Origin of the sequence: Micromonospora sp. URMC 105 (assembly GCF_051386295.1) — a bacterium.
Lineage (GTDB): Bacteria > Actinomycetota > Actinomycetes > Mycobacteriales > Micromonosporaceae > Micromonospora.
Map to the genome: position 1 here is coordinate 40,579 of NZ_JBPQTL010000035.1, position 13,302 is coordinate 53,880.

Annotated in this window: 12 protein-coding genes; all 12 read left to right on the forward strand. The window is 72.7% G+C overall.

Annotation, left to right across the window (positions count from 1 at the left end; all coding sequences use genetic code 11):
• Positions 1-23: 23 nt before the first annotated feature.
• The 12 genes from ACSNN7_RS14220 (at position 24) to manA (ending at position 13,235) form a co-directional block, all read left to right on the forward strand.
• On the forward strand, positions 24-455 hold the full coding sequence (locus ACSNN7_RS14220) for a YbaB/EbfC family nucleoid-associated protein (protein ID WP_436681214.1): 432 nt from the start codon (positions 24-26) through the stop codon (positions 453-455).
• A complete protein-coding gene (locus ACSNN7_RS14225) occupies positions 448-792 on the forward strand; it encodes a hypothetical protein (protein WP_436681215.1) in 345 nt (114 codons plus the stop codon). The genes ACSNN7_RS14220 and ACSNN7_RS14225 overlap by 8 nt, the downstream gene beginning before the upstream one ends.
• 18 nt (positions 793-810) lie before the next feature.
• Positions 811-5,253, forward strand: a complete 4,443-nt coding sequence (locus tag ACSNN7_RS14230) for a toxin glutamine deamidase domain-containing protein (RefSeq protein WP_436681217.1) — start codon at positions 811-813, stop codon at positions 5,251-5,253.
• Positions 5,250-5,687, forward strand: coding sequence for a hypothetical protein (locus ACSNN7_RS14235; protein ID WP_436681218.1), 438 nt, complete (start codon positions 5,250-5,252; stop codon positions 5,685-5,687). Before ACSNN7_RS14230 ends, ACSNN7_RS14235 begins: the two co-directional genes overlap by 4 nt.
• Positions 5,688-5,836: 149 nt before the next feature.
• Entirely contained in the window at positions 5,837-6,061 is a 225-nt protein-coding gene (locus ACSNN7_RS14240) for a hypothetical protein (protein ID WP_436681219.1), read from the forward strand.
• A gap of 211 nt (positions 6,062-6,272) precedes the next feature.
• Positions 6,273-6,944 carry a deoxyribonuclease V gene (gene nfi, locus ACSNN7_RS14245; RefSeq protein WP_436681220.1) on the forward strand — a complete coding sequence of 224 codons (672 nt, stop codon included), beginning with the start codon at positions 6,273-6,275 and terminating at the stop codon, positions 6,942-6,944.
• 154 nt (positions 6,945-7,098) lie between these two features.
• Complete coding sequence (locus ACSNN7_RS14250; RefSeq protein WP_436681227.1) at positions 7,099-8,172, forward strand: hypothetical protein; 1,074 nt, start codon at positions 7,099-7,101, stop codon at positions 8,170-8,172.
• A gap of 69 nt (positions 8,173-8,241) precedes the next feature.
• The gene (locus ACSNN7_RS14255; RefSeq protein ID WP_436681221.1) at positions 8,242-9,624 is read left to right on the forward strand and encodes a phosphomannomutase/phosphoglucomutase; all 1,383 of its coding nucleotides are present in this window, start codon (positions 8,242-8,244) and stop codon (positions 9,622-9,624) included.
• Between the two features lie 62 nt (positions 9,625-9,686).
• The gene (locus ACSNN7_RS14260; RefSeq protein WP_334451776.1) at positions 9,687-9,872 is read left to right on the forward strand and encodes a Trm112 family protein; all 186 of its coding nucleotides are present in this window, start codon (positions 9,687-9,689) and stop codon (positions 9,870-9,872) included.
• Positions 9,869-11,065, forward strand: a complete 1,197-nt coding sequence (locus tag ACSNN7_RS14265) for an SIS domain-containing protein (RefSeq protein WP_436681222.1) — start codon at positions 9,869-9,871, stop codon at positions 11,063-11,065. The genes ACSNN7_RS14260 and ACSNN7_RS14265 overlap by 4 nt, the downstream gene beginning before the upstream one ends.
• Positions 11,062-12,069, forward strand: a complete 1,008-nt coding sequence (locus ACSNN7_RS14270; protein ID WP_436681223.1) for a cation diffusion facilitator family transporter — start codon at positions 11,062-11,064, stop codon at positions 12,067-12,069. The genes ACSNN7_RS14265 and ACSNN7_RS14270 overlap by 4 nt, the downstream gene beginning before the upstream one ends.
• A 2-nt stretch (positions 12,070-12,071) precedes the next feature.
• Complete coding sequence (gene manA / locus ACSNN7_RS14275; RefSeq protein ID WP_436681224.1) at positions 12,072-13,235, forward strand: mannose-6-phosphate isomerase, class I; 1,164 nt, start codon at positions 12,072-12,074, stop codon at positions 13,233-13,235.
• Positions 13,236-13,302 lie beyond the last annotated feature (67 nt).

The window sequence follows — 13,302 nt, forward strand, 5'->3', positions numbered from 1 at the left end:
TGACTGAACGTGACCGGGGGAGGGTGACGTTGGCCGAAAGCGTTGACCGGGAAGCCAATCGCGCCCTCCGGGCACGGTTCGACGAGGTGTACGGGCAGTACCGGCAGCTCCGGTCCGGTTTGGACGAACTGCAGACCAAACTGGCCGAGCTGCGGATCACGGAACGCTCCGACGACGGTCAGGTGACCGCCACCGTGGGCGCCCGGGGCGAGCTGATCGACGTGGAGCTCAGTGCCGCGGTCTTCCACGACCGGGACGCGAAGGCGTTGAGCCGGAAGATAACCACGACGGTCCATCGGGCCACGGCCGCCGCCGCGGCCGCCACCCAGGACCTGGTGGCCGGCTACCTGCCGGCGGGGTCGGGGTCGGCGGACTTCCTTCGCAGCGGTGACTTCGGCGCACTGCTCGGCCGCGCCGACGCGACGCTTCGGGGCGATGGGGAGCGGCGTGGCTGAGGGACAGCTCTGGCTCGATCCGGACCGGGCCCGCCGTGGCGGCGCAGACCTGCACCTTGCCGGGGAGGCCATCGGCACCCGGCGTGCGCAGGTCGGGGGTGCGATCGCGGCGGCGAGCGCGCAGCGTCCCTGGGGCCGGGACGACATCGGCGCCGCGTTCGAGAAGAGCTACCGCGGCTACGAGGAGACGCTGCTGCGCGCCTGGGAGGGGGTCGGGCGGGCGGTGGCCGGGCTCGGTGCCGACGTCGTGGCTTCCGTCGAGGCCACGGTGCAGACCGACACCGCGAGCGGACAGCGCCTCGACGGAGTGTCCGGCCAGCACGGCAACCGGCGCTGACCAGCGGAGGACCAACTCGTGAGCCTGCTGCCGAGCCCGATCCCGCATCCGCTCGACTACAGCCCCTGGGATCTGCCGGGCTGGGTCTACGAGGCCCTCGACTGGGTCATCGGGGTGGAGTGGCCGGAGGGCGACGAGCGCGCCGTCTGGGACCTCGCCGACCAGTGGTACGCCGTCGCGGCGGCCCTCGCCGGCCCGCGTGACGACGCGATCGCCGCAGCGACCGACGTACGCAGCGGGTACGGCGGCATCGGCTTGGTGGCCGAGGCGTTCGACACCGCCTGGCGGCGGGTGGCCGAGGGTGACGAGGCGCCTCTGCCCGTCCTGCTTGCGGTCAGCGGCGACCTCGGCCGGCTCGTGGAGGAGTGCGGCTGCGACATCGAGGGCGCCAAGCTCGAGGTCTGGATCGAACTGGGCATCCTCGTCGTCGAGCTGCTGGCGATCGCCGTGGCGAGCGTGCTGACCGCCGGCGCCGCGTCGCCCGCGGTCGGGGCGGCCACCGCCGCCAGCCGCCTGGTGGTCCAGCAGATCTTCAAGCGGTTGCTCGCCCAACTCGCCAGGAAGGAACTCAAGCACGGCCTCAAGGAGGCCGGGGAGCGGGCGGCCAAGGAGGTCACCCGGGACGGCATGCGGGGGCTGGGCAGGCGCGCCGTCAAGGGCGGGCTGGAGGAGGCGGCGGAGGAGTCCGGGGTCAGCCTCGCCACGCAGGCGTACCAGAACTCCACCGGCCGTCGCCACGGCCTGGACCTGGCCGACCTCGGCGCGTCGGCGGTCGGTGGGTTCGCCGGCGGCGCGGTGGCGCCGCTCGCGGGGCTGGGCCGGCACGCCCAGGGTCGCGGCGCGCGGATCGCCGAACACTTCGCCCGGGAGATGACCGGCGAGACCCTCGCCGAGGGCGCGGCGGGCCTCGCCACCGGCCAGGGCGTCATGTCGCTGGAGGAGGCCGCGCGGGCGGCCGTCTCCGGCGCCGCTGGTTCGGCGACCGGTCAGGCCGACGCGGCGGTGCGCGCCCGCATCGACGGACAGTTGAGTTCGCTCGCCGCGCCGCTGCCGCCGGTGGAGCTGCCCGTCGCGCCACCACCGGTGGCCGGCGGCGACGGCCTTCCCTCGCCCCGCGACGGATCGCCGCGGGAGGCGGGGGCGCCGACGCTGTCCGGTGGCACCGCAACGGGCGCGAACGTCGCCGACAACTCTCAGCCCGCACCGCAGCCGGGCCGGGAGCCAGTGGCCCCGAGCCGGTCTGAGCCTGGTCCGGCTACGGAGTCGGGGCCGGTGTCAGGTCGGGGCGGGTCAGCGGCCGTCAGCGTGGATGCCGGTACCACCGTGGCGGCCCAGGTGGAGCAGGCGTCCTCGTCGGGCAGCCTCACGCTCTCCTCGGTCACCACCGAACGCGCGCCGTCGCCACAGGTCGGGGAGGTGCCTGCCACCGCAGGTCACTCCAGCGCTCCACCCACGACTGCCGGCCTGGCGACATCGGCTCCCGCGACCTCCGCGTCCGTGTCGACCGCCCCCGTGACTGCCTCCGCCACCACGATGACGCCCGTCGCTCAGCCGACGCCGGCCACCGCGACGCCGGCCACTGCGACGTCGGCGGGCACCGGCGCGGTCGGCAGCACGGCGGCCGGGGTCACTCCGGCCCGTGCGACCGTTTCCGCGGTGGCGCAGCCGCCCGTGGCTGCCGTGCACGGCAGCCCTCCCGCCGTCACCCTGCCGCCGACGCAGCGGGCCTCACCGGTGGATGCCGAACCGCCGCTTCGGCAGGGCTTCGAGAGGCCGCAGCAGGACGGGGACGTGACCACCCCGCCGAAGGCGAACCGGTTCCCGTCGCTGGAGGCGCTGGCTCCGGCTCCGGCGACCTCGCCAGTTCCCGAGTCGCACCCCTTGCCGGTTTCTCCGGGACCGACCAGCGAGCCACCGCGTCCGAGGAGCCCCGAGTGGTACGCCGCAAAGTGGGCGGCCGACCGGGAAGCCCTTGAGCGACGCCGCTATCAGGGTTACTTCGAGTCGCAGCGAGCCTGGTACGAGGACAAGCGGCGAAGGGATCTGGCCGGTCACCTCTCGGAATTGGCAAGCCACTACCTTGACCGAGCTCGCTGGTTGAAGAAGCAGGCCCGCGAGTTCGCCCAGGCCGGGCTCAGCTTGCGAGCCGAGCACATGTTCAAGGCGAGTGAGGTCTCCGAACGGGACTCGTACGAGTTCAGCGATCACGCCGAGGCGGTCCTGGCCGGGAAGGTCGTGCCGGTCGAGGTCCTCATCGACAACGCGGCCGACTTCCAGCGGATCAACGACGACGTCGCCGACCTCGCCCTCGGTGCGGTCGAGACCAGTGACCGATCGGCGCTGACCGGCGCCGACGACGACCCACCGCCGATCGACCGTTCCCGCCGGTACGGGCAGTGGGGTGGGCTGCGCCCGCCACTGGCGCTGCACCAGACCGACCTCGAACAGCAGATGCCCCGCAATCCGGACGGCAGCGTCGTCCGTACCGCCGATCCGAGGCAGGGCGGGTGGTTCGCGCTCGCCAACGACGGCGGGCCGCAGGCCGACCCCACTCGCGGCATCAACTGCCTCGACTGCACCCTGTCGCTCTTCGAGACCTGGGTACACGGCCGGCCGCGGGTTTCCGCGCCGCGTACCTTCGACGGCTACGTCGCAGGGGACATCCGACGCCCGATCATGGGGGAGAAGAACGGCCCGGAGCGGGTGGAGCAGGTCACCGGCGGGCGTTTCCAGAAGCTGGTGGGCCGTCGGAAGCAGGCGACGGGCAGCTCGTCCCTGCGCACCGCGGTCGACCGTGGCTTCGAGAACCTGCACGTCCAGCTGAAGATCGGCGGCCACGGCAGTTACGCGTTCCTCATCACCGAGTGGGAGAACGGCGGGTCGCACGCCTGGGTCGCCCTCAACCAGAACGGCACGATCCTCTACGTCGACCCGCAGAGCGGCGCGATCCACGACCAGCCCCTCTACCGGCACCACGGCGTCGCGGACCCGGACAACGTCGTCAGCGTCGACGCCCTCGTGCTCGGCGGGGACGGCCGACCCATGCCGCTGGGCGGGCTGGCCCGGGGCCGGTTCAGCGTCCTGCCAGACCTGCCCGACTACCCGTCCACGCCGGAGGAAGAGGCCGGGTACGGCGACCCGTACCTGAACCGCCTCCACCTGCTCGACGGCCCGGGCGCCGCTGCCTCGGGGAACGGTCCAGCGATGGACGGCGTGCCACCTGCGGCACCTCACCTCCCGCCAGAGTCGGATGAGCCGCCCGAGGAAGCGGAACAACTGCGGCAAGCACGTCAACTGGCGTACGAAGGACGCCAGGCTGCCGGGGTGTCGGCTGGAGATGTCGTCGCGGGGAGCGCCGATCTCGACGCGGTGTTCGCAGCGGGTGTGACTCCCGCCGAGGTGGCCGCCCAGCTCGACGGACCCACACTCCAGCGGCTCGCCCGGCACCTCGACGATGCGGCGGCCCGCGACGTGGCGCGGTTGCTCGCCGATGCGCGAGTTGCCCGCATGCTCGACGAGACGTGGCAGACGCCTCCGCAGGGAGAGCCGCTGCTGGCCGAGACACTGGTCAGGCAGTTGACGCAGCGACCCGACCTGGCCCGGATGATCCTGGCCACGCCGGAGCTCGCGTATTCGCTGACCGCGCGTCCGCTGACGTTGCACCACCTGGCGGCTCATCCGCGCGCAATCGGCGTCATGGACTCAGTGCTCGACGACATCGTTGAGCGGAGTACCGAGGTGGTCGCCGCGGACGAGGGCTCGGTGGACGATACTCCGCTGACGGACGAGCAGCGCCGCGTCAGCAACTTCTTCGCCAATATCGACGACTTGGCGGTCCAGCCCGGGTTCGACCTCAAACAGAAGTCCGATCCCCTTTACCGTAAGCGCTATCTCGACTGGTTGTACGAAGAGGCAGTCGTAGCACAGGCTGAGGTGACGGCTCTCGCCGAACGTCTAGCCCGCCGTGCGGGCGGAGGCGCCATAGCGAAGCCACGTCCAGGCCCTAAGGACAGGCAGCGCGCTGAGGACAAGATCATCAAGTACCGGTCAGACGTGTCCCTGCTGACGGATCTGGCGGCCGCAAAGGTGGTATTCAACCGACTCGAGGACCTGTATCAGGCCCTGCGGGAGCTTCAGGCGGAACCCGGAGTCAGCATCGTCGAGTTCGATGACCGGTTCATCAGTCCTCAATCCAGCGGCTATCGCGACGTGCAGATGATGCTGCGGACGGCGAATGGACACGTGGCCGAGTTCCGATTGCACCTCGCTGCGCTCGACGAGGTTGCGGCGTGGGAGCATGCACTCTACAAGGTACGGCGGGATTTGAAGGCAGTAGCTGATCAAGCCGGACGTAGGATGACTCCCATGGAGTTTGCGCTCCGCAACGGGATTCTCAAGCAAGAACGGCAGTACTTTTGGACCGCGCTGCGGGAGACCTTGGACCGGAGGACAAGGGGTTGAGCGAGACGCCTGAGCTGAACCTGCCCGCCTACTTCAGCTACTACAAATCGCCAGTGAAAGTCGTGTCCACGCCCGAAGGCGGACTGGCCGCATGGCGGTTGTCACCCGACACCGGCGGTTGGGAGCCTGCGACCGAGATAGTCGACGAGATTTTGTTCGCTCGTGGCGGTGAGATCAGCAGCCTTACCGTCGAACAATTCGTGCAACGAACGGAAAGTCACCGTGGCCGGTATCTGGGCGGCACAGGACCCATCTTCGCTCTGTACGAGACGGTTCAGGCAATCGAGGCGGCAGCGGCTGCCGAAGGGCGGCGGCTGACGACACGTGAGATCGCGATGATCACAGGGATCAGGCGGAAGACGTTCGTCATGTTCGAGGAAGAGCTGCAACGCTCGGGTGACCCAGCTGCCGATCCCTCACCAGCTGTCGTCTGAACGACCCCCACCGCAGGGCTCGGAGCGGAGTCTCCTGGTCGGCTACCTGCGAGACCACCGCTGCCTCTGGAACTCAGGTGCGCCGACCTCGACGTCGAGGCGCTGGTCCGGCGCAGCAGCCGTTCGCCTACGCCACATAACATCGGCCCATGACGAACTCCGGCATGTCGAAGCGGCAGTCGTTGGCCTGGGTGAGCGGCCTTCTGCTGGGCCTCGTCGTCGGCCTGGTCATCTTTCGGGACAAGGGTGGGGTGGCCTTCGGCGTCGCTTTCGGTATCGCCTTCGCGGTCGCCTTCGGTGCCATCACCCGCAAGGACGAGCACCCGGCCACCCGCACGGACGAACAACCGGACAGGGCCGACGACGGCGAGTAGGCCAGCGCCGGCCGCCGGCAGGAGTAGGACAACATTTGTGCGATGTCGGGGTGTCCGCCGCCGGAGACACCCCAACACGGCGTAACTGGGGATGATCAAGCCCGAGCATGAGTGGACCGCACCCCGGCGTCGGCGTGAAGCCACAACGAGCAGGCCGAGGGCGCGAGGCGGCAGGGCATACGCCGGGAAGCGGCGACGGAGAGGGGCGCCGGTGCAGGTGGACACGCCGAAGACGGTCGCCGAGGCGGTGGCCGTACAGGATCGGTTGCGGCCCCTCGCGGACCTGGTCGGGCCCGGTCCGCGCCGGCCCGCGACGGTGGCCGGCCTCGACGTCGCGTACGCGGAGAGCGGTGACCTGCTCGCGGCGGCCGTCACCGTGCTGGACGCCGCGACCCTGACGGTGGTCGACCGGGCGGTGAGCGTCGGGCGGCCGGCGTTCGACTACGTGCCGGGGCTCTTCGCCTTCCGGGAGCTGCCGGCGTTGCTGGCCGCGCTCGACGGGTTGACGGTCCGCCCGGAGCTGCTGGTCTGCGACGGGCACGGGCTGGCCCACCCGCGCCGCTTCGGGCTCGCCTGTCACCTGGGCGTGGTGACCGGGCTGCCGGCCATCGGGGTGGGCAAGACCCGGCTGGTCGGTGAGGCGGCGGAGCCGGGGCCGCGGCGCGGCGACAGCAAGCCGCTGGTCGACGGGGGAGAGACGGTCGGGCGGGTGCTGCGGACCCGAGACGGGGTGAAGCCGGTCTTCGTCAGCGTCGGGCACCGGATGAGCCTGGACAACGCCGTCGACCAGGTGCTCGCACTCACCCCGCGCTACCGGCTGCCGGAGACCACCCGCACCGCGGACCGGCTCTGCCGCGAGGCCCTCGCCGCCGCCCTCACCTGACCCGCCGCGAGCGCCACCGGCGGTCGCCGACGTGACCCAGGACACGGCGCGCGGGGTAATGCGGCACACATCTGGAGCGCTCAATGGGGAGGAGCCCCCCTGACCCGGTAGTAACCTGACGCCGGATTCCAGCGGGGGAGACGGTGAGGTGGAGATGACCGTGCGTCGGCACGTCGTACGCCTGGCGGCGGGTGCTGCGCTGCTCGGCGGCCTGCTCGCCGTCGCCGCCGCCCCCGCGTACGCCGACTCCGACCGGGTCGGAGTCCGCGCGGCGAGCGGCTTCAGCGCGGGCGGTTCCGCGGGCGGCGCCCAGCTGGAGGTGCGCAAGCGCACCGAGGGCTGCGTACTGCTGCGCAGTTCGCTCGGATTGCGGCTCGCCGGGTTGAACCCCGACCAGGTGCGGGTACAGGTGAACATCGGGGGCCGCTGGTTCCCGGTCGCCGTCTCCGGCGGCGGTGGCAGCGTCGCCACCGCCCGTACCTCGCCGGCGAATGCCACGTTGTGCAAGGGGAAGAGCATCACCGTTCGCTACCGGGTCGCGTTCCTCGCGGGCGCCCCGGCGGGCAGGTTGGAGGTGGCCGGCGAGGCGACGACTGCCGCCGGCCGCCTCATCGGCCGGGGCGCCGACACCTCCCGGGTCGGCGGCCGCACCGCCACCAGCGCTTCACCGACCCCGAGCCGCAAGCCCACCCCGACTCCCAGCGCGACCGAGAGCCCGGCCGCCGTCACGGACGAGCCGACCCGCGCCGCCCTCGCCGCTCCGACCCCCGGCCAGGCCACCGCCGCTGCCGAAGAGTCCTCCGGAGGATCCATGATCATGTGGTTCGGCATCGCCCTGGTAGCCATCGGCGCCGGGCTGATCGCCCTGCTCATCCGCAACAACCGCAAGGACCGCGGGCCCGCCCGCGAGCAGGCGGAGTACCCGGCCCTCCCGCTGCCGCGCAACCCCGGTCCGACCACCTACCGCTCCGGCGGCGGGGTGCCGGGCGCCGCCCCCGCGCCGACCCCTCAGGTGTACGGCCAGCAGCCCGCCCCGGCCCGCCCCAACGGGCTGTACGGCGGCGCCGGCGCGTACCCGACCGTCACGCCCGCACCTCGCTCGTCCGGCGGGGTGTACGGCGCCCCGGCGTCGGCCCCGCCCGCGTCCACGACGCCCGCGCCGCAGCAGCCCGCCACCACGCCGCCCGACGGGGAGGCGACGACCTTCATGCCCCGCCTGCCCGGCTAGGACAAGGCGCACCCCGCCGCTCCGTTAGGCTCAGGTTCGTTGACGACCTGCTGTCGAGGAGCGAGCCCGGTGTCTGACCTGTCCCAGATCGTGAAGGCGTACGACGTCCGTGGGACGGTGCCCGACCAGTGGGACGAGCGCACCGCGGAGGCGCTCGGGGCGGCCATGACGCAGGTCCTGAACGACTCCGGTGAGCCGGGCGACGCCGTGCTCATCGCGCACGACATGCGGGCCACCGGGCCCGCCCTGGCGAGTGCCTTCGCCACCGGCGTGCGGTCGGAGGGCCGTTCGGTGATCGAGCTGGGGCTGGCCTCCACCGACATGCTCTACTACGCCTCGGGCGCGCTGGGCCTGCCCGGCGCGATGTTCACCGCCAGCCACAACCCGGCGCAGTACAACGGCATCAAGATGTGCCGCTCCGGCGCCCGGCCGATCGGGCAGGACAGCGGCCTGGCCGACATCCGCGACCGGGCCCAGGCGCTGCTGGCCCGCGGCGAGCGGGTGGCCGGCGAGCCGCCGGTCCCGGCCCGGCGGCGGGACCTGCTGGCGGACTACGCCGCGCACCTGCGCAAGCTGGTCGACCTCTCCACCATCCGGCCGTTGAAGGTGGTCGTCGACGCCGGCAACGGGATGGGCGGCTACACCGTGCCCACGGTGCTCGGCGACGCGGCCCTGCCGCCCCTGCCGCTGGAGATCGTGCCGCTCTACTTCGAGCTGGACGGCACCTTCCCCAACCACGAGGCCAACCCGCTCGACCCGAAGAACCTGGTCGACCTCCAGCGCGCGGTGGTGGCGCACGGCGCCGACATCGGGCTGGCCTTCGACGGCGACGCCGACCGCTGCTTCGTGGTCGACGAACGCGGCGAGCCGGTCTCCCCGTCCGCGATCACCGCCCTGGTGGCGGCCCGCGAGCTGGCCAAGCACCCCGGCTCCACGGTGATTCACAACCTGATCACCTCGCGCGCGGTGCCGGAGATCATCCGTGAGCACGGCGGGTCGCCGGTGGTGGCCCGGGTCGGCCACTCGTTCATCAAGGCCGAGATGGCCCGCACCAACGCCATCTTCGGCGGGGAGCACTCGGCGCACTACTACTTCCGGGACTTCTGGTTCGCCGACACCGGCATGCTCGCCGCCATGCACACGCTGGCCGCTCTCGGCGAGCAGTCCCAGCCGCTGTCGATCCTGGCCGGCATCTACGAGCGGTACGTCGCCTCCGGCGAGATCAACTCCACGGTCTCCGACCAGGCGGCGAAGGTCGCCGAGGTGCGCGCCGCGTACCCGGACGCGGAGGCCGACGACCTGGACGGCCTCACCCTGCGCTTCCCGGACGGGGCCTGGTTGAACCTGCGCCCGTCCAACACCGAGCCGCTGCTGCGGCTCAACGTGGAGGGCCCGACCGAGGAGCGGATGATCTCGCTGCGCGACGAGGTGCTGGAGCGGGTTCGCCGATAAGATCGCCTGCGCCGGTCGGCACCGCCGGCCGACGAGACCGCACACGTGGAAGGAGCCGCACCGTGGCCCTGGACCCGCAGTTGCTCGAGATCCTCGCCTGCCCGGACACACACCACGCCCCGCTGGACTACGACGCGCAGGCGCAGACCCTCACCTGCACCGAGTGCGGTCGCATCTTCGAGGTACGCGACGACGTGCCGGTGCTGCTGCTGGACGAGGCGCGCGGGGGCCCGGAGGCGCAGCGGTGATGGAGGGTACGGCCGGGGTCAGCGGCCGGCGGGTGGCCGACGAGTCCGTCCTGGACGACCCGGACACCTTCGCCGAGCAGGACCCGGGCGGCATGCTGCGCTTCACCGCCTCGGCGGGCGCCCAGGTCCGCGAGTCGGCGAGCCTGGCCGCCGAGGCGAACCTGGCGCTGCTGGAGGACGGCGGTCGCCCCCGGGCGGTCGTCATCGCCGGCATCGGCACCGCCGGGCGTACCGGTGACGTGCTCGCCACGGTCGCCGGGCCGCGCTGCCCGGTGCCGGTCATCGCGCACCGCAGCGCCGGCGTGCCCGGCTGGGTCGGCGCGGCCGACGTGGTCATCGCGGTCAGCGCCTCCGGACGCAGCCCCGAGGCGCTCGGCGCCGCCGAGGCCGCGCACCGCCGCGGCGCCCGGCTGGTCGCCGTCGGCGCGCCCGACTCGCAGCTCCAGTCCGTGGCCGAGCGGGCCCGCGCCCCGTTCATCCCGGTGCCCCGGCGCGCCCCGGCCCGGGCCAGTCTCTGGGCGCTCACCGTGCCGGTTCTGCTGGCCGCCCGTACGCTCGGCCTCGTGAAGGTCAACGAGGCGGATCTGGCGGAGACCGCGGCCCGGCTGGACGCCGACGCCGACCGGTGCCGTCCCACCGCGGAGTCCTTCGTCAACCCGGCGAAGTCGCTGGCCCTCGGGCTGGCCGGGTCGATCCCGATCGTCTGGGGATCGTCCCCGCTGGCCACCGTTGCGGCCCGGCGCTTCGGCGACACGCTGTCGGCCAACGCCCGCTACCCGGTGGTCACCGGGGCGCTCGGCGAGGCCGGGCGCGGGCGCGTCGGCCTGCTCGACGGCGTCTTCGGCGGCCTGGTCGAGTCGGCGCGGGACATCTTCGCCGACCCGGGCGAGGTCGAGGGCGACCCGACGCGGCTGCGGCTGGTGCTGCTGCGCGACGGCGGCCTCAACGCCGAGGACGACACCGACGAGCCGCTTGCCGTCGAGGAGCGCCGCGCCGACGCGGTGCAGACCCTCGCCGAGCGGCGTGGTGTGCGCTGCGACGTGGTGACCGCCGAGGGTGGCTCCGCGCTGGAGCGCCTCGCCTCCCTCGTGGCGGTGCCCGACTTCGCCTCGGTGTACCTTGCCCTGGCCCATGGTCTGGACCCGATGGCGGTCCCGGCCATCACCGAGATGAAGGAGCTGTCGAACCAGTGAGCGCAAATGGCGGGACGAAGGCGATCGTCGCCGCACTGCTGGCCAACGTCGGCATTGCCATCACGAAGTTCATCGCGTTCCTGTTGACGGGACTGTCGTCGATGCTGGCCGAGTCGATCCACTCGGTCGCCGACTCCGGCAACCAGGCGCTGCTGCTGTTGGGCGGCAAGCGGGCGAAGCGGGAGGCCACCCCCCAGCACCCCTTCGGGTACGGCCGGGAGCGCTACGTCTACGCGTTCATCGTCGCCATCGTGCTGTTCAGCGTGGGTGGTCTCTTCGCGCTCTACGAGGCGTACCACAAGTGGTCCCACCCCGAGGCGCCCGACAAGTGGCAGTGGGTCCCGGTCGTCGTGCTGGTGGTGGCGATCGTGCTGGAGTCCTTCTCCTTCCGCACCGCGATCGTGGAGTCCAACCTGGTCCGGGGCAACCAGTCCTGGGTGCACTTCGTCCGGCGGGCCAAGGCCCCCGAGCTGCCGGTGGTGCTGCTGGAGGACCTCGGCGCCCTGCTCGGTCTGATCTTCGCGCTCTTCGGCGTGAGCATGACCCTGATCACCGGTAACGGGATGTGGGACGCCCTCGGCACCGCGATGATCGGTGTGCTGCTGGTGGTCATCGCGGTCATCCTCGCCATCGAGACCAAGAGCCTGCTGCTCGGCGAGGGCGCGGAGGCGCACGACGTCGCCGCGATCGAGAAGGCGATCACCGAGGGCCCCGAGGTCGAGCGGGTCATCCACATGAAGACGCTCTACCTCGGCCCCGAGGAGCTGATGGTGGCCGCGAAGATCGGCGTGCCGGCGTGCGACAGCGCCGAGGAACTGGCCCGCGGCATCAACACCGTCGAGGCCCGCATCCGCGCCGCCGTGCCAGTCGCCCGCGTCATCTACCTGGAGCCGGACATCTACTCCGCCGCCGCGGAGCGCGCCGGCAAGGGCACCGCCTCGCACACCGCCGTGGCGCAGCCGGAGTCTCCCTCCGGCGGGGTGGCCGGCCACGCCGGAGCCTGACGGTGGAACTGCTGTACGGCCCGATCCGCGACTACGCCTGGGGGTCCCGCTCGGCCATCGCCGAGCTGCAGGGGCGCCCGGTGCCCAGCGACGGGCCGGAGGCGGAGCTGTGGCTGGGCGCCCACCCGGGCGCCCCGGCCACGGTCGACCGGGGCGGCGACCGGGTGAGCCTGGTCGACCTGATCGCCGCCGAGCCGGGCCACTGGCTCGGCGAGCGGGTCCTCGACCGGTTCGGCACCCGGCTGCCGTTCCTGCTGAAGGTGCTCGCCGCGGACGCCCCGCTGAGCCTGCAGGCCCACCCGGACCCGGAGCAGGCCCGGGCCGGGTACGCGGCCGACGCCGCGCGCACCGACGGGCCGCGCAACTACGTCGACCCGTACCACAAGCCGGAGATGCTGGTCGCGCTCGCGCCGATGGAGGCGCTGTGCGGGTTCCGCGATCCGGCGGAGTCGGCGGACGTGCTCGCCGCGTTCGGCGTACCCGCGCTGGAACCGGTGGTGGCCGCGCTGCGCACCGGGCCGGCGGGCCTGCGGGACGCGGTACGCCTGCTGTTGACCTGGCCGGCGGCGCAGCGCGCCGGGCTGGTCGACGCGGTGGTGTCGGCGGGCGTCGCCGGCCCGGACGCCGAGCTGGCCCGGGCGCTGGCGGCGAGCTACCCGGGCGACCCGGGGGTGCTGGTGGCGTTGCTGCTCAACCACGTGCGGCTGGCGCCGGGGGAGGCGATCTGGATGCCGGCCGGCAACCTGCACGCCTACCTGCGCGGCACCGGGGTGGAGATCATGGCGGCCAGCGACAACGTGCTGCGCGGCGGGCTCACCCCGAAGCACGTGGACGTCGACGAGCTGCTGCGGGTGCTCCGCTTCGAGGTGCTGGCCGACCCGGTGGTCACCGCCCGGCCGGTGGCGCCGGGCGTGGTCTGCTGGCCGGCGCCGATCGACGACTTCGCGCTGCACCGGGTGACGGTGGACGAAGCCACGCCCGAGGTGCGGCTGCCGTCGCCGGGGCCCCGGGTGGTGCTCTGCCGGGCCGGCCGGGTCACGGTGGACGACGGCGCCGGCGCGGTCACCCTCGGCCCCGGCCAGGCGGCCGTCGGACCGGCCGCCGCCGCTCCGCTGGTCTTCGGCGGCACGGGCGAGGCGTTCGTCGCCACCACCGGCCTGCGCTGACTGTGAGGCTGGCCGGGTTGGCCCGTACGTGATGGGCTGATGGCTGGCAGCAGTAGACGTGACTCAT

What these genes read in the sequence shown, in the direction of transcription:
- ACSNN7_RS14240 (WP_436681219.1), top strand. Translation starts at nt 5,837, where the DNA reads ATGACGAACTCCGGCATGTCGAAGCGGCAGTCGTTGGCCTGGGTGAGC.
- ACSNN7_RS14250 (WP_436681227.1), top strand. Translation starts at nt 7,099, where the DNA reads ATGACCGTGCGTCGGCACGTCGTACGCCTGGCGGCGGGTGCTGCGCTG.